Source organism: Psychrosphaera haliotis, assembly GCF_009728465.1.
In the GTDB taxonomy this organism is placed as follows: Bacteria; Pseudomonadota; Gammaproteobacteria; order Enterobacterales; family Alteromonadaceae; genus Psychrosphaera; species Psychrosphaera haliotis.
This window is the reverse complement of record NZ_WOCD01000005.1, coordinates 727,939-750,707: the sequence shown is the minus strand read 5'-3', so window position 1 is coordinate 750,707 and position 22,769 is coordinate 727,939. Positions and strand designations below refer to the sequence as shown.

Annotated in this window: 22 protein-coding genes; 5 read left to right on the top strand and 17 right to left on the bottom strand. The window is 39.1% G+C overall.

From position 1 onward, the window contains the following. Window positions 1-24: 24 nt before the first annotated feature. The 11 genes from atpG to mnmG form a co-directional block, all read right to left on the bottom strand. Entirely contained in the window at window positions 25-885 is an 861-nt protein-coding gene (atpG, locus tag GNP35_RS14215; RefSeq protein WP_155696873.1) for a F0F1 ATP synthase subunit gamma, read from the bottom strand. A gap of 57 nt (window positions 886-942) precedes the next feature. Beyond that, window positions 943-2,484: a F0F1 ATP synthase subunit alpha gene (gene atpA, locus GNP35_RS14210; protein WP_155696872.1), complete on the bottom strand. Its 1,542-nt coding sequence runs from the start codon at window positions 2,482-2,484 to the stop codon at window positions 943-945. 14 nt (window positions 2,485-2,498) lie between these two features. Continuing rightward, window positions 2,499-3,032, bottom strand: a complete 534-nt coding sequence (gene atpH, locus GNP35_RS14205; RefSeq protein WP_155696870.1) for a F0F1 ATP synthase subunit delta — start codon at window positions 3,030-3,032, stop codon at window positions 2,499-2,501. A gap of 17 nt (window positions 3,033-3,049) precedes the next feature. Then, window positions 3,050-3,520: a F0F1 ATP synthase subunit B gene (atpF, locus tag GNP35_RS14200; RefSeq protein ID WP_155696868.1), complete on the bottom strand. Its 471-nt coding sequence runs from the start codon at window positions 3,518-3,520 to the stop codon at window positions 3,050-3,052. A gap of 50 nt (window positions 3,521-3,570) precedes the next feature. Further along, a complete protein-coding gene (gene atpE / locus GNP35_RS14195) occupies window positions 3,571-3,789 on the bottom strand; it encodes a F0F1 ATP synthase subunit C (RefSeq protein ID WP_105051295.1) in 219 nt (72 codons plus the stop codon). Between the two features lie 121 nt (window positions 3,790-3,910). Beyond that, window positions 3,911-4,714, bottom strand: a complete 804-nt coding sequence (gene atpB, locus GNP35_RS14190; RefSeq protein ID WP_155696867.1) for a F0F1 ATP synthase subunit A — start codon at window positions 4,712-4,714, stop codon at window positions 3,911-3,913. 25 nt (window positions 4,715-4,739) lie between these two features. Then, window positions 4,740-5,114: an ATP synthase subunit I gene (locus tag GNP35_RS16605; RefSeq protein ID WP_155696865.1), complete on the bottom strand. Its 375-nt coding sequence runs from the start codon at window positions 5,112-5,114 to the stop codon at window positions 4,740-4,742. 349 nt (window positions 5,115-5,463) lie between these two features. Continuing rightward, a complete protein-coding gene (locus GNP35_RS14180; RefSeq protein ID WP_155696863.1) occupies window positions 5,464-6,366 on the bottom strand; it encodes a ParB/RepB/Spo0J family partition protein in 903 nt (300 codons plus the stop codon). Window positions 6,367-6,397: 31 nt separating this feature from the next. Beyond that, entirely contained in the window at window positions 6,398-7,177 is a 780-nt protein-coding gene (locus tag GNP35_RS14175) for a ParA family protein (protein ID WP_330997829.1), read from the bottom strand. Between the two features lie 20 nt (window positions 7,178-7,197). Further along, a complete protein-coding gene (gene rsmG, locus GNP35_RS14170; protein ID WP_155696860.1) occupies window positions 7,198-7,833 on the bottom strand; it encodes a 16S rRNA (guanine(527)-N(7))-methyltransferase RsmG in 636 nt (211 codons plus the stop codon). Between the two features lie 91 nt (window positions 7,834-7,924). Beyond that, window positions 7,925-9,814, bottom strand: a complete 1,890-nt coding sequence (gene mnmG, locus GNP35_RS14165) for a tRNA uridine-5-carboxymethylaminomethyl(34) synthesis enzyme MnmG (RefSeq protein WP_155696859.1) — start codon at window positions 9,812-9,814, stop codon at window positions 7,925-7,927. Window positions 9,815-10,403: 589 nt separating this feature from the next. Between mnmG and GNP35_RS14160 the strand changes: the two genes are divergently transcribed. Beyond that, window positions 10,404-12,473: a bifunctional 2',3'-cyclic-nucleotide 2'-phosphodiesterase/3'-nucleotidase gene (locus tag GNP35_RS14160; protein WP_230961440.1), complete on the top strand. Its 2,070-nt coding sequence runs from the start codon at window positions 10,404-10,406 to the stop codon at window positions 12,471-12,473. A gap of 56 nt (window positions 12,474-12,529) precedes the next feature. On the opposite strand, the gene GNP35_RS14155 is transcribed toward GNP35_RS14160, so the two are convergent. From GNP35_RS14155 to rpmH, 6 genes are all read right to left on the bottom strand, one after another. Then, window positions 12,530-12,964 carry a flavodoxin domain-containing protein gene (locus GNP35_RS14155; protein ID WP_155696857.1) on the bottom strand — a complete coding sequence of 145 codons (435 nt, stop codon included), beginning with the start codon at window positions 12,962-12,964 and terminating at the stop codon, window positions 12,530-12,532. A 30-nt stretch (window positions 12,965-12,994) separates the two neighbouring features. Continuing rightward, window positions 12,995-14,374 carry a tRNA uridine-5-carboxymethylaminomethyl(34) synthesis GTPase MnmE gene (mnmE, locus tag GNP35_RS14150; protein WP_155696856.1) on the bottom strand — a complete coding sequence of 460 codons (1,380 nt, stop codon included), beginning with the start codon at window positions 14,372-14,374 and terminating at the stop codon, window positions 12,995-12,997. Between the two features lie 81 nt (window positions 14,375-14,455). After that, entirely contained in the window at window positions 14,456-16,114 is a 1,659-nt protein-coding gene (gene yidC, locus GNP35_RS14145; RefSeq protein WP_155696854.1) for a membrane protein insertase YidC, read from the bottom strand. A gap of 5 nt (window positions 16,115-16,119) precedes the next feature. Then, complete coding sequence (gene yidD / locus GNP35_RS14140; protein ID WP_155696852.1) at window positions 16,120-16,386, bottom strand: membrane protein insertion efficiency factor YidD; 267 nt, start codon at window positions 16,384-16,386, stop codon at window positions 16,120-16,122. Beyond that, entirely contained in the window at window positions 16,341-16,709 is a 369-nt protein-coding gene (rnpA, locus tag GNP35_RS14135; RefSeq protein ID WP_330997828.1) for a ribonuclease P protein component, read from the bottom strand. Before rnpA ends, yidD begins: the two co-directional genes overlap by 46 nt. Before the next feature lie 4 nt (window positions 16,710-16,713). Further along, window positions 16,714-16,848, bottom strand: a complete 135-nt coding sequence (rpmH, locus tag GNP35_RS14130) for a 50S ribosomal protein L34 (RefSeq protein WP_155696850.1) — start codon at window positions 16,846-16,848, stop codon at window positions 16,714-16,716. 418 nt (window positions 16,849-17,266) lie between these two features. On the opposite strand from rpmH, the gene dnaA reads away from it, so the two are divergent. The 4 genes from dnaA to gyrB are packed head-to-tail and all read left to right on the top strand — an operon-like array spanning window position 17,267 to window position 22,769. Next, on the top strand, window positions 17,267-18,670 hold the full coding sequence (dnaA, locus tag GNP35_RS14125) for a chromosomal replication initiator protein DnaA (protein ID WP_330997827.1): 1,404 nt from the start codon (window positions 17,267-17,269) through the stop codon (window positions 18,668-18,670). A gap of 14 nt (window positions 18,671-18,684) precedes the next feature. Continuing rightward, entirely contained in the window at window positions 18,685-19,788 is a 1,104-nt protein-coding gene (gene dnaN / locus GNP35_RS14120) for a DNA polymerase III subunit beta (RefSeq protein ID WP_155696848.1), read from the top strand. Window positions 19,789-19,803: 15 nt separating this feature from the next. Next, complete coding sequence (gene recF, locus GNP35_RS14115; protein ID WP_155696846.1) at window positions 19,804-20,931, top strand: DNA replication/repair protein RecF; 1,128 nt, start codon at window positions 19,804-19,806, stop codon at window positions 20,929-20,931. Beyond that, window positions 20,922-22,769: a DNA topoisomerase (ATP-hydrolyzing) subunit B gene (gene gyrB / locus GNP35_RS14110; protein ID WP_155696844.1), complete on the top strand. Its 1,848-nt coding sequence runs from the start codon at window positions 20,922-20,924 to the stop codon at window positions 22,767-22,769. The genes recF and gyrB overlap by 10 nt, the downstream gene beginning before the upstream one ends.

Below are 22,769 nucleotides of genomic sequence, written 5' to 3'. Positions count from 1 at the left end.
TTTCCTCTAAATTTGTTTTTAAACCTAAACCGCTGCAGAACCAGCACATATCTCAGAAATTTCCTGAGTAATGGCGGCCTGACGTGCCTTGTTGTATACCAATTGTAAACCGTCAATGATTTCACCGGCGTTATCTGTTGCGGCTTTCATCGCAACCATACGCGCAGCTTGTTCTGACGCAGCGTTTTCAACAACGCCTTGATATACCTGAGACTCCACGTAACGAACCAATAATGTTTCCATTAATACTTTTGGATCTGGCTCGTAGATGTAATCCCATTTATGAGACATGTCTTCGTCTTCTGCTTTTGGTAAAGGTAGTAATTGATCGATCGTTGGTTGTTGAGTCATGGTATTTACAAATTTATTGTAAACCACGAACAAGCGGTCGATTTTGCCTTCATTGTACGCTTCTAACATCACGCGTACTGCACCTACTACATCTGAAACAGAGGGTGCATCACCTAAGCCTGTTTTAGCAGCAACAACTTTGCCACCAAATCGGTTAAAGAATCCAACAGCTTTAGTACCTATAGCTGCAAAATCTACTTCAACACCGTCTTCAACGTATTTTTGTACGTCGTTTGCAACTGCTTTAAACTCATTTGAGTTCAAACCGCCACAAAGGCCTCGGTCAGACGAAATTACCACATAACCTACACGTTTAACCTCACGCTCTTCCAAATAAGGATGGCGATATTCAAGGCTACCGTTTGCAATGTGACCAATCACTTTACGCATTGTTTGCGCATATGGACGGCTTGACGCCATACGGTCTTGAGCTTTCTTCATTTTAGAAGCCGCAACCATTTCCATAGCACTGGTGATCTTCTGAGTGTTTTTAATACTCCCGATCTTACCTTTAATCTCTTTTGCGCCGGACATGTGATTCTCCGATTAACTTTCAACGAAAGAGAAAGCCGAAGCTTTCTCTCAACTTATTTACCAAGTTTGAGTGGCTTTGAATTTTTCAATGCCAGATTTCAAGCTTGCTTCGATATCGCCGTTGAAGTTACCGGTCGCATTAATGTCTTTCATAAGATCAGCATGTTCACTGTTCATGAATGAAATTAACGCCGCTTCGAAGTCTAATACTTTAGAAACTTCGATGTCCTTCAGGAAACCTCTTTCAGCAGCAAACAATGAAACACCCATGTCAGCAATTGACATAGGAGCATATTGCTTCTGTTTCATTAGCTCAGTTACACGCTGACCATGCTCAAGCTGAGCACGTGTCGCTTCATCTAGATCAGATGCGAACTGAGAGAAGGCCGCTAATTCACGGTACTGCGCAAGTGCTAGACGAATACCGCCACCTAGCTTCTTGATGATCTTAGTTTGAGCTGCACCACCAACACGAGAAACCGAGATACCAGCGTTTACAGCTGGACGGATACCTGCGTTGAACATGTCTGACTCAAGGAAGATCTGACCATCGGTAATCGAGATTACGTTAGTCGGTACGAATGCAGATACATCGCCCGCTTGAGTTTCAATGATAGGAAGTGCAGTTAGTGAACCAGTTTTACCTGTCACTTTACCTTCAGTATAACGCTCTACATACACTGAGTTTACTCGAGCAGCACGCTCTAGTAGACGTGAGTGAAGATAGAATACGTCACCTGGGTATGCTTCACGACCAGGAGGACGTTTAAGAAGCAATGAAATTTGACGATAAGCAACAGCTTGCTTAGACAAATCATCATATACGATAAGTGCGTCTTGACCGTTATCACGGAAGTATTCACCCATTGTACAACCAGAGAAAGGTGCTAGGAATTGTAGCGCCGCAGACTCAGAAGCAGTAGCAGCAACAACAATAGTATTTTCTAATGCGCCGTGCTCTTCTAACTTACGTACAACGTTAGCAATAGTAGAGGCCTTTTGGCCAATCGCTACGTATACACATTTAATACCAGAGTCTTTCTGATTGATGATTGCATCGATTGCCAAGGCTGTTTTACCAGTCTGACGGTCACCGATTACTAGCTCACGCTGACCACGACCAACAGGGATCATGGCATCAACAGATTTATAACCAGTTTGAACTGGCTCATCTACTGATTGACGTTCGATAACACCAGGTGCAATTTTTTCAACAGCTTCAAAACCAGCTGCATCAATTGGACCTTTACCATCGATTGGCTCACCTAGAGTGTTTACAACACGACCAAGTAGCGCGTCACCAACTGGAACTTCTAAAATACGACCAGTTGATTTTACTTTTGTGCCTTCTTGTAGATCCGCATAAGGACCCATTACTACTGCACCTACAGAGTCACGCTCTAGGTTAAGTGCGATAGCATAACGATTACCAGGAAGCTCAATCATTTCGCCTTGCATACAGTCAGCAAGACCGTGAATGCGAATGATACCATCTGTAACAGATACGATTGTACCTTCGTTACGAGCTTCGCTGACAACGTTGAACTGTTCAATACGTTTCTTGATCAGTTCAGCGATTTCAGTTGAGTTAAGTTGCATGCTCAAATCCCCAATTACGATTGCAATACATGTGATAAACGGTCTAATTTGCCTCTAACGGTTGCATCAATAACGGTATCACCCGCCTTGATTAACAATCCGCCGACAACCGCACTATCAATGTTGCAATTCAGCTTAATTTTGCGTGCTAGACGTTTTTCTAAAGAAGCGGCCAATGTTACTTGATACGCTTCGCTTAATTCAGTTGCAGAAGTGATTTCAACTTCAACTTCATTCTCATACAGTGCTTTTTGTTCTGCGAACAATTCAACAACTGCAGGAAGAGCAACTAAACGTCCATTTTCAGCCATAACCTTAATTAGGTTTTGGCCTCGTTCATTCAGTTGTTCACCACATACTTTGATAAATAAATCAGAAGTAACTTCTGGTGAGTGAGAGCCTGCTAAGAAGCCTGTAATGTCGTCGTTTTTTACTACTTCCGCAGTAAAAGACAACATTTCAAGCCATTCAGCTACTGCTCCGCTTTCAACAGCGAAATCAAACGCAGCTTTGGCGTAGGGACGAGCTACTGTAGTCAATTCAGACATTTGCTCTATTCCTCTGCTTATAGTTCTGCAACTAGTTTATCTAGGATATCACTGTGGGCAGCAGCATCAATTTGACGCTCTAAAATTTTCTCTGCACCAGCAATGGCTAAAACAGAAACTTGTTGACGAAGATCTTCCTTCGCGCGGTTGCGCTCAGCTTCAACTTCCGCTTGACCTTGAGCAATGATTTTCTCACGCTCATCGTGTCCACGAGTTGTTTCTTCGTCTACGATCTGTGTTGCACGCTTTTTAGCTTGCTCAATGATTTCAGCTGCTTGAACTTTAGCGTCTTTCAACTGTTCTTTCGCTTTTTCTTGAGCAAGTTCTAAGTCTTTCTCTGCACGTTCACCGGCAGCAAGACCATCTGCTATTTTATTTTGGCGTTCTTCGATTGCACCGTTTAGTGGTGGCCACACATATTTCATTGTGAACCATACAAAAACGATAAATGCGATAGATTCGCCTAATAGAGTTGCATTAAGATTCATTAACGCTCTCCTTACTTAATTAATACTATTGTTCGAATGAAAATGAGTGATTAAGCAAGTACGAACAACATGTATAACGCGATAGCTACACCGATCATCGCGATAGCATCGATAAGACCTGCTACGATGAACATTTTTACTTGTAGCTGAGGTGCTAGTTCAGGTTGACGAGCAGCTGATTCTAAGAATTTGCCACCTAGTAGACCGAAACCAATAGCAGTACCAAGAGCACCTAAGCCGATTAGTAGAGCAACAGCGATAAATAACATATGTATCTCCAGTTTTTAATGTTTAAAGTTTAAAGTTAAATGTAAAAATAAATTCTTTGCGGGCTTCCTGCCCTTAACCCTTCGGGTCCAGCTAATGCTGTTCTAATTTTATCCCGAAAAATTAGTGTTCTTCGTGCGCCAAGCTTAAATACACGATGGTTAACATCATGAAGATAAACGCCTGAAGAGGTATTACTAATAAATGGAACGCAGCCCAAATAAAGTGCGCAGGTAACTGCCACATGCCCATAAGGCCAGCAATTAGAATGAAGATTAATTCACCTGCGTATAAGTTACCGAACAAACGTAGCGCCAATGACATTGGCTTAGCTAGTAGTGAGATAACTTCAAGAATAAAGTTGAACCAATATAACCACGGCGTATTAAACGGGTGAGCATATAGTTCTTTCATGAATCCACCAAAACCTTTGATTTTGACAGAGTAATAAATCATTAGAACAAAAACACCAAGCGCTAACGCGGCTGTCATGTTTAAGTCAGTGGTAGGAACAACTTTCATGTAGATATGAGAGTTGCCTGAAGCGATAGTTTCCCAAGACTCGCCACCAATTAAGGCTGCTAGTGTAGGTAACCAGTCAACAGGAATAATATCCATAAAGTTCATTAAAAGAACCCATACGAATATAGTTAATGCTAGCGGTGCAATTAGTGGGTTTTTGCCGTGGAAAGTGTCTTTAACACTTTGACCAACAAATTCCACAATCATTTCAACAAAACATTGAAACTTACCAGGCACACCGACGGTTGCCTTTTTTGCTACGCTACGGAACGAAAGAATAAACACCAAGCCTAAGATGATCGACCATGCCAACGTATCAACGTGCCATGTCCAAAAACCTTCACCCACTGACGCATTGGTCAAGTGGTGCTTGATGTAACCCTGAGTAGTGAGTTCACCAGACATTGTTTATTTCCCAAAAGTTTAAAGTTTAAATAAAAACCGATTGTAAAAACTGACTTATTTTCATAGTTAAAAAGCCGATTAAAAGCGCCGGAAACACTACCGGTAGCAGCTTAATAACGCAGATGAATAACGCGCCAGTAATCATTATCTTTACGGTTTCGCCTCTGTACATGGATGCCGCTATATGTTGTAAGCGTTGTGCACCTGAAAATCGAAAGGCGTATATTGTAAAGACAAAAGAGGGAAGTACATCTAACATAGCGCCTATAAAAAAAGACTGCCCAGTTTGCACTTCCCAAAAAATTCCAATAAAAAAAGCAATGACGACAGCAAAACAAGCTTGAAACGCTAAAAACTTAAAGGCGTTATTTCTATGCTTGGTTGTAACATGTTGTACCAAAGCCTATTTCCTAATAATTCTGTCTATTTAAAAACCAGCTAATCGATTGTTAATCAATCATAGCGGCAGATTGCCAGTTAGCTAGGTTAAAATCAGGCGAAATTATACGTTTAAATAAAGGTTTTGCAAGTATGAGCGGCTTTTAAACACTTGATACCTAAATACGTTTTAGTGGGATAGTTTGGTAATAAATTTACAGTTACTTTTGTAAGTTACTAGGTAACTGAATTGAAAGGTTAAATTTAGAGGGGTGTTATGTATAAAAACTACTTATTACAGTTTGATAGTGACAAAAAAACGTTATTTTTTAATGATTTGTTTTTTTGCCACCGAATTTTATTTCAATTATTTATTCTTCAGTCGTTAAATGCGCAATAATTCCATCTAGCTCATCAAGTGATGAGTAAGAGATAACCATTTTACCTTTACCTTTGCGGTTGTAGGTAATATCCACTTTTGCACCTAAACGTTCTACTAGCTGTTGCTCAAGCAATTTCACGTCTGGGTCTTTTTCAGCCACCTTTTTTTCTGCTTGTTCTTGAGTCAGGCTATTTACTAGTTTTTCGGTATCACGGACAGTTAAATCTTTAGCAACTACTTTACGAGCAGCTAAAACTTGCTCATCTCCAGTAAGTGCTAATAAAACTTTTGCATGACCAAACTCTAGATCACCATGTTCCATTAACGTCTTAACATCACTTTCTAACTTATTCAGTCGTAAATAGTTTGTTACTGAAGTACGAGATTTACCAACGGCATCGGCAACTTCTTGATGAGTCAATTCAAACTCATCTTGTAAACGCTGTAATGCGATGGCTTCTTCCATGGCATTTAGATCTTCACGCTGAATATTCTCAATAAGTGCGATTGCAACAGCCGCTTCATCTGGCACATCTTTGATTATACAAGGAACGGTATCAAGCCCAGCTAACTGTGACGCTCTCCAGCGACGTTCACCCGCAATTATCTCAAACTGTTCGTCGTTAATAGGGCGAACCACTATTGGTTGAATAATGCCTTGATTGCGAATTGACGCAGCCAGTTCTTCTAAGGCTTCCGGAGACATGTCTTTACGTGGCTGATATTTACCAGGGACTAGTATCTCAATAGCCAAGTTAACTAAGTTTTTATTATCTGCAATTAATTCAGCTTCAGCTGACTCACCTTGATTCGGCTCTTGTTGCTGGCTTTGTGCTTGAGTTGCTAATAGGGCATCGAGGCCGCGACCTAATCCACGTTTACGGGGAGACATATCTTTCCTTTACACTACAAATTAATTTAATTTACGCCGCAGCGCTTTTATTTGAACGACGCAACATTTCACCAGCTAAAGCTAAATACGCTTTTGCGCCTGACGATGATTTATCGTAATACATAACTGGCGAGCCAAAGCTTGGCGCTTCAGCTAAACGAACGTTTCTTGGAATAACGGTACGATAAACTTTATCACCAAAGTGATGTTTTAACTGTTCGGAAACGTCATTGGCTAATCGATTACGAGGATCGTACATCGTTCGTAAAATCCCTTCTATTTTTAAATTAGGGTTTACGATACTGGCCAACTGGCTAATGGTATCCATTAATGCCGTTAAACCTTCAAGAGCATAATACTCACATTGCATTGGAACAATAACAGAGTCGGCTGCAGCCATAGCATTAACCGTTAGCATGTTTAGAGATGGTGGACAGTCGATAAAAATGAAATCATATTGGTCTTTGATCTTATCGAGGGCGTTCTTTAGACGGAGCTCTCGGCCATACATTTCCATCATTTTAACTTCGGCAGCTGTTACATCGCCATTCGCAGCAACAACATGATAACCACCGGAGGTTTCAGTTTCTACGACTTGATCAAAAGGTACGTCTTCAACAAGTAAGTCGTAAGCACTATATTCAACTTCATATTTGTCTATACCCGAGCCCATTGTCGCATTGCCCTGCGGATCGAGGTCAATAAGAAGTATTTTTCGTTTTGTCGCAGCCATTGATGCAGCAAGGTTTACTGCAGAAGTTGTTTTTCCAACTCCACCTTTTTGATTGGCTATTGCTATTATTTTTGCCACGTTCGTCTCAATCCCTTTTATCAATTGTTACGTTTACTCAACACAACTAAATGACGTTCACCTTCTAATTCAGGCACGGTTAATTGAATAATTTCTTCAACTTTAACAAATTCAGGTAAAGCTTCAATTTCTTCTTGATCAACTTGGCCTTTTAGAGCAAAAAATCGACCATCTTCAGCCACCAAATGATGACTCCAGTTAACCATATCAGATATTGATGCAAAAGCTCGACTCAAAACGCCAGCATATTGACCATGATGATCTTCAACACGACTTAACGTTGGGTTTACATTTTTTACACCAAGTTCATGATTAACTTGAGTAATAAACCTTATTCTTTTGCCTAATGAATCTAATAACGTAAATTCATTATCCGGGTTCGCGATAGCTAATGGCATGCCTGGTAGTCCCGGGCCAGTACCAACATCAATAAATTTACCATTTTTGTTTGGTGTAAGTTGTAAGTGAGGACTTACAACCAAGCTATCAACAATATGTTTAATTAACATTTGTTGAGGATCACGAACCGACGTTAAATTATAGGCCTTATTCCACTTATGCAGCATTTCCACATAACCAACAAGTTGATCAATTTGTTGTTCCGAATAAGACAACTCGGTCTTATCTAATAGTTTAATAAGCTTTGTTTTTAACATGGTATGACATTTTTCTAGAAAATATTAAAGAAAGTATAGCGAGCAATGCCCGCCATACCTAGGATTATTTGGATATTGTTACAGAGGAGATTTATGCAGATTTTTTAAGTGCGCTATGCTTTTTCAAGTAAACCAGAATCATAGAAATTGCTGCCGGTGTAATTCCTGAAATTCTTGCTGCCTGTCCTACCGTGTCTGGTCTAGCATCTTCAAGCTTAGCAATAACTTCATTTGACAGGCCACTGATTGACGCATAATCAAAATCTGACGGAATAGCTGTATCTTCATTTTTTTGCTGCTTGGCGATCTCTAGTAATTGGCGATCTATGTAACCTTGATATTTGATCTGGATCTCAACTTGTTCCGCAGCTTGTTTGTTGGTGTTTGCAGGGCCAACGCCTTCAATCTTCATCAAGTCTTCATAACGAACTTCAGGGCGGCGCACCAAATCTTCTAAACTTGCTTCTCTAGAAATTGGCGTTTTTAGTAAATCATTGATTTGATCTAACGCGGCATGATCTTTGTGGATCCAGTTCGATTTTAATCGTTCTTGTTCAATCGCAATCTGTTCAATTTTTTCGTTGAAGGTTTTCCAACGTTCGTCACAAACTAAACCAAGCTCGCGACCTTTTTCCGTTAGGCGTAAATCAGCGTTGTCTTCACGAAGTAATAATCGATATTCAGCACGGCTTGTGAACATACGATAAGGTTCTTTTGTGCCCAATGTCGCAAGATCGTCAATTAACACACCAATGTAAGCTTGATCTCTACCAGGTGACCATGCTTCTTTTTCTTGTGAGCTTAATGCTGCGTTCATACCAGCAATTAAACCTTGCGCACCAGCTTCTTCATAACCCGTTGTGCCGTTGATTTGGCCAGCAAAAAAGAGCCCATCAATAAATTTGGTTTCTAAAGACTGTTTTAAATCACGTGGATCAAAGTAATCATACTCAATAGCGTAACCAGGGCGAGTAATGTGAGCGTTTTCAAAGCCTGCAATTGAGTGAACAAGATCTACTTGAACGTCAAAAGGTAAACTTGTAGAGATACCGTTTGGATAAAGTTCATGAGTCGTTAGCCCTTCTGGCTCTACGAATATTTGGTGTTTGTCTTTATCGGCAAAACGAACAATTTTATCTTCGATTGAAGGGCAGTATCTTGGTCCGATACCTTCAATAACACCAGAGTACATTGGCGATCTATCTAATCCACCACGAATTACATCATGTGTTTTTTCGTTGGTATAAGTTATAAAACAAGGGATCTGTTCAGGGTGACAACCGTCTTTACTGATGTAAGAAAAGTTTGGTGTTGGTGTATCACCTGGTTGCGCTTGCATGACAGAGAAGTCTACTGTTCGGGCATCGATACGAGGTGGAGTACCTGTTTTTAGGCGATCAACTCGGAATGGCAATTCTCTTAAACGATCTGCTAATGCGATTGAAGGAGGATCGCCTGCGCGGCCTCCTGAGTGGTTTTCTAAGCCAATGTGTATCTTTCCACCCAAAAACGTTCCAACAGTCAGTACAACGCTTTTGGCTTTGAATTTGAGGCCCATTTGAGTCACAACACCAACGACACGATCTTGTTCAACAATAAGATCGTCACAAGATTGTTGAAATATTTTTAAATTAGGTTGGTTTTCTAAAATTGATCGAATGGCCGATTTATATAACTGACGATCCGCTTGTGCTCGAGTTGCTCTAACGGCAGGGCCTTTAGATGAATTTAGTGTTCTAAATTGAATACCACCAGCGTCTGCAGCTAATGCCATTGCACCACCTAAAGCATCGATCTCTTTTACAAGATGACCTTTACCAATCCCGCCAATGGCTGGATTACATGACATCTGACCTAATGTGTCTATGTTGTGAGTTAGCAACAGAGTGCTTTGGCCCATTCTAGCTGAAGCTAAAGCAGCCTCAGTACCAGCGTGACCACCACCAATTACGATGACATCAAAAGTTTCAGAAAAGATCATTATTACCTCAAAACAACAAAAAATTACGGATCCTCAAAAAGAGGGCGCATATTCTAGCTCGGTTTAATAGGCTTTGGAAAGCTTATTTTTTATTCATAACTTGCTTTGATTTATAAGTTTCTGATCGCTTTATTAATATAAGATCTATTTAAAGATCTTTTATTTTTATTACTATTAAGCAGGGCCTTTTCTGTGTGTAATCCATTTTTCTTTAATTAAAATAGGATCTTATAGCGATTAATAACTGTGATCTAACTTGGATCAAGTGTGTTTAAACCCTTGGATAACTAGCCCTTTTATCCACAGGCAAAATACCAGCAAAAGTTATAATCTGGATATCTCCAGTTAGATCAAACGATCTTAACGATCTTATGCACAGGGCAAGCAACGGAATAACATCTCTGTGTGCATATTGTTAGTAACTAGGTTTAACCCTGTGATCAGGTTAATGATCGGCTAATTAGAGCATGTTGATGTGCATAAGTAGATCTAATTAACCTATGTTAAAAAAGATCGTTATATTTTTTAGATCCAGCCAAATATATGAGATTAAGTTTAAAATTACATAAAAACTGAGGCGTAATCGTTTATGATCTCCGTCTCATTTGTTATTTGGACCATCGTTTTTATGCAATTAAACCTTTTTATCAAGTTACTTTGTCTTGTCTTTATTCTACTTATAGGCGCTTGTTCGGTATCAGAACCAGCGAATGAAAACGCGTCTCCAACCTTAACATTACGCATTATGGAGACCACAGACATCCATATGTACTTCGCCAATTATGACTATTTTAGAAAAACTAAGACTGAATCGATAGGCTTTGTTAATACGGCAACTTTGATCAAGGAAGCACGATCAGAGGTACAGAATTCTGTCTTAATTGATAATGGCGATTTACTACAGAATAGTCCACTTGGTGATTATGAAGCTCAAATTCGCAGAGATAAGATACTGGCCGGTGACATTCATGTTGCTTTTAAAGCGATGAATTTATTAGATTACGATGTAGCAAACATTGGTAATCATGAGTTTAACTTTGGTCTTGAGTTCTTAAAAGCCTCTATCAAAGGCGCCAACTTCCCATATATAAGCGCGAACGTTTATAAGAAGAATAAAAATGCTGAGGTAGTAAATGCTTTCTCGCCATACATTATAAAACCAAAAACATTGATAGATGTTAATGGTAATAGCTACGAGATTAACATTGGCTACATAGGCTTTGTTCCACCTCAAATAATGCAATGGGACAAAAGTCACCTAGAAGGAAAAGTGTTTGCTGAGGACATCATAGAGACAGCACATAAATTTGTTCCAGAAATGAAAGCGAAAGGTGCAGATATCATAATTGCGGTTCCTCACTCTGGTTTATCTATGCAAGATCATAAAGATGGGGCAGAGAATGTTGCCTTGATGTTATCTAAAGTGCCAAATATTGACGCTATTTTGTTTGGCCATCATCACCGATTGTTTCCGGGTGATCCTACTTTCGATGGTTTCGAGCATTTAGGTGTGAACAATAAAACCGGCAAACTTAATGGTGTTCCGGCAGTGATGCCAGGCTTTTTTGGAAACCATTTGGGGTTAATTGATTTAGAACTAAAGCAAAGCCAAAACGGTCATTGGTCAATTGAAAAGTCTACTGTTTCTGTCAGAGCAATCGCTAGTGGCTCAAAGCGGAACAATACATTTGTTGATCTTGCTAAAGCGGATAAAGCGGTTTCTGAAGCTATAAAGCCGCAGCACGAGGCAACCATAAAGTGGATATCGGAATCCTTTGCTGAATTATCACATCCAATTAATAGTTTTTTCTCGTTGGTACAAGATGATCCTTCAATACAAATTGTTGCTAACGCCCAAATTGATTGGGGAAAACGTTTTATATTAGGAACTGAACTTGATGGTCTGCCTGTTTTATCTGCGGCTGCACCGTTTAGAGCCGGTAGGAATGGCTTTGAAGACTTTACTTATATTAAAGCGGGTAAGGTGTCGTTATTAGATGTTGTTAGCTTATATGTGTTTCCAAATACAATTAGAGTGGTCAAACTCACAGGACATGATGTAAAGGAATGGCTCGAGCGCTCAGCCGGTCAGTTTAATCAAATAGATCCTACTTCGCCAAAAACTCAGTATTTGTTAAATGAAGCGTTTCCAAGTTTTGATTTTGATGTCATTGATGGCGTTACCTATGAAATTGATGTGACACAGGCTTCTCGTTATAACACAGAAGGGCATCTTCAAAATGATTCCGCTCATCGTATTGTGAATCTCAAATACAAAGGATTGCCTATTAATTTAGAAGGTGATTTTCTTGTGGTGACTAATAATTACAGAGCATCTGGTGGAGGCAAGTTTCCAAATATAGATGGAGTTTCAAGAGAAACATTTGAAGGACCAGACGAAAACAGAACTGTATTAAGAAGTTATATTCAGGCCCAATCAAACAAGAGTAAGGGAATGGGTATTAAGGCAAAACCAGATAATAATTGGCAATTTAAGGGGATTAAAACTTCGGTCAAACTTGACGTTATATTTAAGTCTTCACCTTCATTAAATGCTCAAAACGTTTCTGAAAAAATTAATGCTATTTCTATTACTAATCCAGTGCGTGTTGATAATGATGGACTTGCGCTATACCAAATAGATTTAACAACAAACTAGCAAAATAGATGAAAACAATGAGCAGTGTTTTACTTTATGTATCACTGCTCATATGTTTAAACAAACTTATCTAACTGGGCTTTTAATAAAAGAAGAACTATATCTTCTGGAAGTTCATCGGACATGGCGTCCGCAAAAATTGGTGTAAACATACGGTTTGCGTTTGCGTTTGATAATAATTCATCAAGTGATTTTGCGGCTTGGCAGAATGTATCGTAACTCGAATCACCTAAGCCAATAACAGCAAACTTTTTGTTTTCTAAGTTTGGCGACGTTTGTAACCATTGTTCAAACTTCTTTAGGTTATTTGGAACTTCACCCGCGCCATGTGTTGATGTGCAAATAACGAGTGTTTCGGTATCGTCTAATGACAACTCAGATATTTGATCAATCACTTCTGCATTTAAATCATGCTCACCTAGCAGATCTAAGACTTCATCTGCCACATATTCTGCGGTACCGGTTTCCGTTCCAACAATTATCTTAATCATGGTTATTCTTCTTTTTTTATTTGTCTTAACTTATTTACCAATACAGAACGAACTAAATATTCTGCCTAATAAATCGTCTGAACTGAATTCACCGGTAATTTCATTGAGGTGTTGTTGAGCGATTCTTAATTCTTCTGCCAAAATTTCACCGGCAATAAATGAATGAAGTTGTTCCTTACCTTGAAGTAAGTGCGAATATGCTTTGTTTAATGCATCAAGGTGACGTCTACGAGCCATAAAGGTGCCTTCTGTACTTCCTTGAAAACCCATGGCTGACTTTAAGTGCTGTTTTAGCTCTTCGATACCAAGCTGCTGCTGAGCTGAAATTGAAATAACCGGAATATTGTTAACCTCTGTCACTAGAGATTTACTTTCACCAATTAGGTCAATTTTATTTCTGATAATACTAAGAGGCATATTTTCTGGAAGTTTATTCATAAACTCAGGCCAAATATCATTTGGGTCTATATTTTCACCACTTGTTGCATCAACCATCAGTAATACTTTGTCAGCATCATTAATTTCTTGCCATGCTCGCTCAATACCAATTTGTTCAACGGTATCTGGGCTTTCTCTAAGGCCTGCAGTATCGATAATATGTAACGGCATACCATCGATGTGGATATGTTCTTTTAATACGTCTCTGGTGGTTCCTGCTATGTCTGTGACAATCGCACTGTCTTTACCTGATAGCGCATTAAGTAATGAAGATTTACCGGCATTTGGCCTGCCCGCAATAACGACTTTCATCCCTTCACGAATAATTGCCCCTTGTTGTGCTTGGTGTTTTACCGAGTCCAAATAATCGATAATGCCATCAAGATCATTTGCTACCTTTCCATCAGATAAAAAATCAATTTCTTCATCAGGGAAATCAATGGCCGCTTCTACATAAATACGCAGGCTTATCATTTTTTCAACAAGGCTGTTAATTTTGTTAGAGAACTCGCCTTGCAGAGACTGAAGTGCTGACTTGGCTGCTTGTACAGAGTTACTTTCAATTAAGTCGGCAATGGCTTCCGCTTGTGTTAAGTCTATTTTGTCATTTAAGAAAGCACGCTCACTAAATTCACCCGCTCTGGCTAACCTTAATCCGTCTATCTTTGTGATTTCTTGTAAAATAAGATCAATTACAATTGGACCGCCGTGACCTTGAAACTCAACAACGTCTTCGCCTGTAAACGAGTTTGGTCCTTTAAAAAATAACACGATACCTTGATCAAGCGTTGTGCCGTCTGAAGACTTAAAAGACATATATTCAGCTTGACGAGGTTCAGGACAACGACCAACGATATGAGCTGCAATGTCTTTTGCTTTTGGTCCAGATACGCGAATGATACCTACACCTCCTTTTCCAGGAGCGGTTGCTTGGGCTGCAATTGTGTCATTGTTTTCAAATGGACTGGTCATATCTGGTCTCTGTTGCGTTTAAATTGAAAAAGGCGACCCGAAGGCCGCCTTTAATTGTACTTTATTTTTCAGGTTAAAGGGTTAGCCTTTTTTAGCTGCCGCTTTTTTATCAATATTTTTGTAAATAACTAACATCTGAATAATTGAGATTAAGTTAGAAACAAACCAGTATAAAACCAGACCTGATGGGAACCATAAGAAGAATACTGAGAATAGTACCGGCATCCACATCATCATTTTTTGCTGCATTGGATCAGCTGATGGTGTTGGAGACAGTTTTTGCATCAAGAACATTGATGCACCAAATAAAATTGGTAATACAAAGTATGGGTCTTTTGCTGATAAATCAGTAATCCAAAGTCCAAACGGTGCATGACGCAGCTCAACACTTTCTAGGAATACCCAGTACAAGGCCAACAGAATAGGCATTTGTAGTATAAGCGGTAAACAACCACCCATTGGGTTTACTTTTTCTTTCTTGTAAAGCTCCATGGTTGCTTGACCAAACTTCTGACGGTCATCGCCATAGCGTTGTTTTAACTGTTCCATTTTTGGCTGTAGAGCACGCATTTTAGCCATCGACTCATACTGTTTTTTAGTCAATGGATATAAGAACATCTTAACAACAATAGTTATTAAGATAATCGCGATACCCCAGTTTCCAACTACACCATAGATAAATGCTAATCCTGAGAATAAGATTTGACTGATAAACCAAAGGAAACCGTAATCAACCGTTAAATCTAACGTATTGTGGATTTGCGATAATTCTTCTTGGTTTTTAGGGCCAGCAAATAATGTAGAGCCAACTTCAACCGTTTGACCTGGCTGAACGGCTACAGAAGGCGATTTAACACCTATAATTGCTGCGCCACCGTTGTTGATAACACGAGAGTAAATGCTGTTTTGCTCTGTTTGACTCGGTACCCAAGCACTTACAAAGTAGTGTTGAATCATACCAACCCAGCCGCCAAGGGTGTTTTTATTTAAACGCTCGTCAGCCATGTCGTCAAAGTCATACTTGTCGTAAGCTTCGTCGGCAGTAGAGTAAACACCACCACGGTAAGTTGGCATCATCATGCTGCTTTCATGTTCAACTAAGTCTTGCTTTAATTGATAAAAAGGCTGGATAGTAGCAGCAGTCGCATTGTTGTTAGTTACTTTAAAAGCAACGTCTATTGAATGTTTTTCACGTTTAAAGGTAAACGTTTTAACAACGGTTAAGCCCTGTTCAGATTGAAACGTCAATGGAACCACTAAACTGTTGTCTTCAAGTGTCCAATCTTGCTGTGTCACTGAATAAACAGGTCGACCGTTAGAATTACCATCTGGACCTTGTGCGCCTACTAAACCAGACATAGCAACATAAGCTGGTGACTGTTGAAGTAAAACAAACTTTTCTTCAGATAAGTGAGTTCGGTCATGCTCTAATAAAATAGCTGAAACAACATCACCACCGCGTGGGTCAATAAGAATTTCAAGAGCGTCAGTTGTTACTTTAATTAATTGTGATGAAGCTACTTTTTTAACTTCTGCAATTGGCGCTGAGTCTGATTCTGGTAAATCAGCAGAACGGTTTTTTACAATTGCATTAGACTGACCATTGTCAGTAACGACTTGTGTATTCTCAGCCGATACTTGCTGAGGTGCTGGCGTGTTGTAATCGACTTGCCACTGTTGGAATAGCAAAAAGCTAACCAAGGCTAAACCAATAACTAAGAACGAACGTTGCGATTCCATAGCGCTTACTTCTCTTTATTTTCTGTGTTAATTGATGTTGGTTTTGGTACTGGATCAAATCCGCCATCACTAAAAGGATGGCATTTTAGAATACGTTTCACACTTAACCAAGAACCTTTTGCAGATCCATGGGTATCTAGTGCTTCAATTGTATATTCTGAACAACTTGGATAAAAACGACATTTAGCTGGAAACCAAGGACTAATAAGTATTTGGTAACCCCGAACTATTTTTTTAAGGATTGTTCGCAACGGAGCGCGATTTTTTTCCATAATTTATTCAGCTGCTTGTTAAGTTTTTCATTATCTACTTTGCCAATACCATCTCGAGCGATGACTACTATATCAATATTTGGCAATTGGTGTTGATTTAAACGAAAACTTTCTCGCGAAACACGTTTTATTCTGTTTCTGCCTACTGCAGTTTTTTCTTTCTTTTTCGCGACAACAAGTCCAACACGTGGATGTGGTAAATCATTGTATTTAGCAAGAAGAGTAAAATGGTCTGAAACAGCTTTAACCGGGCGGTCAAAAATGCGGGAAAAATGCGAGGGAGTTACTAAACGTAACTCCCTTGGAAAAGTGAAGTTATCCACTTTATTACTTAGAAAGAACTTTACGTCCCTTCGCACGACGACGAGCTAGAACAGCACGGCCGTTTTTAGTTGCCATACGAGCACGGAAGCCGTGAGTACGTTTACGTTTTAGTACGCTAGGTTGAAATGTACGTTTCATATTTAATCCATCCGATCGGTTATTACTACAAAATTACCCGCAGGTCGCGACCCCTGCAGGGCCCCAAAAAAGGACGCCGAATAATATAGATTGATCCACTTTTAGTCAATCAAAATGATCCAATAAATTTAAAGTTTATATTTTATACACAAGCTGGGCCCCAAAAACACCACAAATTGTGGATAAAAACTCAGTTATTCTTTTGTGTTTTACCGCTAAAAGTATCGGTTTGATTGGTTTGTAGAGGATAATAAAAGTCTTTAGTTGGCGCTACGTTTAGCACACACAAATTAAGTAAATTTAATCGTGTTTTTATGCGTATTCTTAGTTGAGTTTGTGGATAAAATTAAGGCATAATAACCGATGCGATTTTTCATAAACGCAATAATTATAACCGGACATCATAATAGGATATTCAGTGTATCAGTCTTTATGGCAACATTGCCTTCAGGTTTTAGAACAAGAGTTGTCTCAACAACAATTCAATATGTGGATTAGGCCGTTGCAAATTCACAGTTCTGACCAATTAATTACCCTGTATGCGCCAAATCGTTTTGTTTTGGACTGGGTAAGAGATAAATACATGAATCGAATTAACGAGTTGTTAGTGCAATTTAGTGATTCAAATCCAGCACCGCGATTAAACTTTGATGTTGGTTCAAAAGTAAATATTCAGCCTGCACCTATTTCTCATGCTGCTGCTACAAGCAATTCCAGTCCTTCAGTTTCTCAAGGCAATATAAATAGTGGCCAATCAACATCTAGTCCAGCAAGAGAGCCTGCAAGACCAAAGGCTGTTTTCAGATCAAATATAAATGACTCATATACTTTCGATAGCTTCGTTGAAGGTAATAGTAACCAATTGGCAAGAGCAGCAGCGATGCAAGTAGCTGACAATCCTGGTGGAGCATATAACCCTCTGTTTTTATATGGCGGCACGGGTCTAGGTAAAACTCACTTACTTCACGCGGTTGGAAACGGAATCATCCAGAATAAGAAAGACGCTAAAGTAGTGTATATGCACTCAGAGCGTTTTGTGCAAGACATGGTTAAAGCATTACAAAATAATGCGATTGAAGAATTTAAACGTTATTACCGTGGTTTAGATGCGTTATTAATAGATGATATTCAATTCTTCGCTAAAAAAGATCGTTCACAAGAAGAGTTCTTTCATACCTTTAACGCCTTGTTAGAAGGTAATAAACAAATTATTTTAACTTCAGACCGTTATCCAAAAGAGATTGACGGTGTTGAAGATCGATTAAAGAGTCGATTTGGTTGGGGACTTAATGTTCCTATTGAACCACCAGAATTAGAAACTCGAGTCGCTATTTTGATGAAAAAAGCGCATCAAAGTAAAGTGAAGTTACCAGAAGAGGTGGCTTTCTTTATAGCAAAACGTTTACGTTCAAATGTTCGTGAATTAGAAGGCGCTTTAAATCGAGTTATCGCAAACGCCAATTTTACAGGTCGTCCAATTACCATAGACTTTGTTAAAGAAGCATTAAGAGACCTACTTGCGTTACAAGACAAGTTGGTTACGATAGACAATATTCAAAAAACAGTGGCTGAGTATTTTAAAATACGAGTCGCTGATATTCTTTCTAAGCGCCGCAGTCGCTCTGTAGCAAGACCAAGACAAATTGCGATGTCCTTGGCTAAAGAATTAACAAACCATAGCTTACCTGAAATTGGTGATGCCTTTGGTGGGCGTGACCATACAACCGTGTTGCACGCTTGTAGAAAAATAAAAGAATTAAAAGAAGAAAGTCACGAGATAAAAGAAGACGTGCAAAACTTAATGCGAATTTTGTCGTCATAGTGGGGAATGGATAAATGCATTTTATTATAAGTAAAGATTCATTATTAAAGCCTTTAACTATGGTTTCAGGTGCAATTGAACGGAAGCATACGCTACCAATCCTTTCTAATGTATTAATAGAAGTATCGTTAGACTCTGTGAAGTTTACTGGTACCGATATGGAAGTTGAGCTCGTAGCCTCAACAACACCAGACAATGTTATTCAAGCGGGTGCAATTACTATCCCAGCTAAAAAGCTGTTTGATATTTGCCGCTCTTTACCTGGTGATGCTGAAATAGAATTAAAAGTTGATGGCCACTCAGCGGTGGTTAAATCAGGTAAGAGTCGATTTAGTCTTTCTACATTACCTGCTAGTGACTATCCAAACCTTGAAGAGTGGCAGTCTGACGATCAAATTGAAATAGCCAGACATACACTGCGTGCTTTAATTGAAAGAATAAACTTTTCAATGGCGAACCAAGATGTGCGTTATTACTTAAACGGAATGTCGTTTGAGTTAGAGACGGACATTATTAGAACGGTCGCGACAGACGGTCACCGTTTAGCATTAGCACAGCAACCGGTAGTTAATGGTGTAAAGCAACAAAAGCAAGTCATTGTCCCTCGTAAAGCGGTCTTAGAAATTTTACGTTTAGTAGAAGATGATAATGAACCTTTGCAAATACACTTGGGCAATAATCACATTCGTATTATTGATAAGCAGTTTGTGTTTACAAGTAAGTTAGTAGACGGTCGTTTTCCAGATTACAGACGTGTTTTACCGCAAGGTGGTGACAAAACCATTGTTGCAGATAAAAATATGCTTAAAGACGTTTTCCAACGTGTATCTATATTGTCCAACGAAAAATTCAAAGGTGTTCGACTTAACCTTAGTCAAGGTGAGCTATTAGTAAGTGCTAATAACCCTGAGCAAGAACAAGCTGAAGAAACGGCGATGGTTGATTACAACGGTGGTGACTTGGAGATCGGTTTTAACGTCTCTTATATCATTGATGTTTTAAACAACATAAACACAGATACAGTAAAAATAATGCTGGCAGACGCAAATAGCAGTGCATTGATTGAAGGTTATGATGACCCTTCAAGTTTGTACGTTGTTATGCCTATGAAGCTTTAGGTCATAAATTAATTAATGCTTGTTGAAAAAGTAAATATTGTTGGGTTTCGTAACTTGAAACTCGTAGCTATTGAAACTAAAGCAAGCGTTAATTGTTTTTATGGAAAAAATGGAAGCGGAAAAACGAGCCTTTTAGAAGCTTTATATTTTTTGAGTAGAGCTCGCTCTTTTCGAAGTAACAAGCGTAACCATTTAATAAATTCAGATGAAAGCTACTTAGCGGTAGCTGCATCATTAGAACAGTCAGGCTCTCATAAGTTAGGTTTAGACCTGGACGAAAAGGGAAATAGTAGATTAAAGCTCGACGGTGAAATACTTAACCGTTTGTCAGAGGGCACCGCTATTTTTCCTGTTCAGCTAATTACACCAGAAAGTTTTGATGTGTTTTTTAGTAGTCCAAAAGCCAGAAGAGGCTTTTTAGATTTTGGCTTGTTCCACGTGGAACATGATTATCAAAAGTGTTGGTCTGACTACCATAAGCAACAAAAACAAATAAACGCGTTATTAAAATTAGGTAACGCGGACACAAAAGAATTAACTTTTTGGTATCGCGGTTTAGTTGAAAGTGCAAATTTAGTTGAAGAGTTTAGAAATGGTTTTATCGAAAACCTACTTCAACCAATATTAGATGAACTAACCGAAAACTTAAAAAATAAAGAAACAGTTGAACTGCTGAAAGCCATTAAGGTGAAATATAAGTCGAAGTTGTTTGATGCGACAGAAGATTTAGATAAAGCAATTCAGCACCAGATATTTAAAGACCAGAGATACAAGCAAGTAGGCTTTGGTCCGAGTAAAGCAGACATATTGTTTACTCAAAACGGAGAAGATATAACAAACAAGCTATCCAGAGGCCAAAGTAAAATGTTGTTTTATTTACTAGAGGTTGGGATGGTGCGTTTAGTTAAAAAAGTCAGTAACAAGAATATGTTGTTATTGATAGACGATTTACCATCAGAAGTTGATGAGTTTACTCGCGAAACAATGCTTGAAATGTTGCTTAATTCCGAAGCCCAAGTATTTGTAACAGGGATAGAAAGTAAAATAGCAATGGAATTTAAAAAATATACTAATTCTGTGAATGTGTTCCACGTGGAACATGGAACAATTAAACCAGAGAATATGGAGCAGTTATGTCCGTAGAAAATGAATATGGTTCGTCTAGTATTAAAGTCTTAAAAGGCCTTGATGCAGTTCGAAAACGTCCTGGAATGTACATTGGTGATACTGATGATGGTTCTGGCCTACACCACATGGTGTTTGAAATACTAGATAACTCTATTGATGAAGCCTTAGCTGGCCACTGTAGTGATATAGTTGTAAAAATCCACTTAGATGGCTCAGTCTCTGTAAGAGACAATGGTCGTGGTATACCAACGGAAATCCATCCTGAAGAGGGTGTTTCTGCTGCAGAAGTTATCATGACTGTACTGCATGCCGGTGGTAAATTTGGTGGTGAGGACTCAGGTTATAAAGTATCTGGTGGTCTTCACGGTGTTGGTGTTTCAGTAGTAAACGCATTGAGTGATAAGCTTGTTCTTACAGTTCGACGTGATGGCAAAGTCCATGAGCAAGAGTATCATTTAGGCGTTCCTGTTGCGCCTTTAGCTGTTGTAGGTGAAGCTTCTGAAAATGGTACAGAAGTAAGATTCTGGCCAAGTGCAACTATCTTCTCTGACGTGACATACCACTTCGACATATTAGTTAAACGTATCCGTGAACTGTCTTTCCTTAACTCTGGCGTATCTATTCGCATTATGGATGAGCGTGAAGAAGATAAAAGTGAACACTTTTTCTTTGAAGGTGGTATCCGAGCGTTTGTTGATTATCTAAACCAAAACAAAAGTGCAGTAAACGAAGAGATCTTCTATTTCTCACTAGAGAAAGACGACGGCATTATTGTTGAAGTTGCGATGCAATGGAATGACTCATATAAAGAGCATATTCTTTGTTTCACCAACAATATTCCTCAGCGTGATGGTGGTACTCACTTAAGTGGATTCCGTGGCGCCTTAACTCGAACGCTAAATAACTACATGACGTCTGAAGGCTTGAATAAAGGCAAAGGAAAGAGTGCAGTTGATGTTTCAGCAAGTGGTGATGATGCTCGTGAAGGACTTACAGCTGTAATATCTGTAAAAGTACCAGATCCTAAATTCTCTTCTCAAACTAAAGACAAACTTGTTTCTTCGGAAGTTAAATCTGCAGTAGAACAAGCAATGGGTGAAAAGTTAGGTGAATACCTAATCGAAAATCCTTCGGTTGCTAAGAACATCATAATGAAGATTGTTGATGCGGCTAGAGCTCGTGAAGCAGCTCGTAAAGCAAGAGAGATGACCCGACGTAAAGGCGCTCTAGATATTGCCGGTCTTCCAGGAAAATTGGCCGATTGCCAAGAGAAAGATCCTGCAAAATCTGAACTATACATAGTGGAGGGTGACTCAGCTGGCGGATCTGCTAAGCAGGGTCGTAACCGTAAAAACCAAGCTATATTGCCTCTAAAAGGTAAGATATTAAACGTTGAGAAAGCACGTTTCGACAAAATGATATCTTCTCAAGAAGTAGGCACTTTGATTACAGCACTAGGCTGTGGTATTGGTCGAGACGAATATAATCCAGAAAAACTTCGTTATCATAATATCATCATCATGACCGATGCCGATGTCGATGGTTCTCACATTCGTACGCTTCTACTTACGTTTTTCTATCGCCAAATGCCTGAGTTAGTTGAGCGTGGTTACATCTATATTGCGCAGCCACCACTTTATAAAGTGAAAAAAGGCAAGCAAGAGCGTTATATTAAAGATGACGAAGTACTGACTGAGTACTTAACAAGTCTTGCTCTTGAAAGCGCTACTCTACATGTTAATCAGGATGCTCCTGCAATTAACGGTTTAGAATTAGAGAAACTAATCAATCAATATCATAAAGCTGAACATGGAATATTAAGACTTAAGAAAAAATCAATATTGAAATATTGA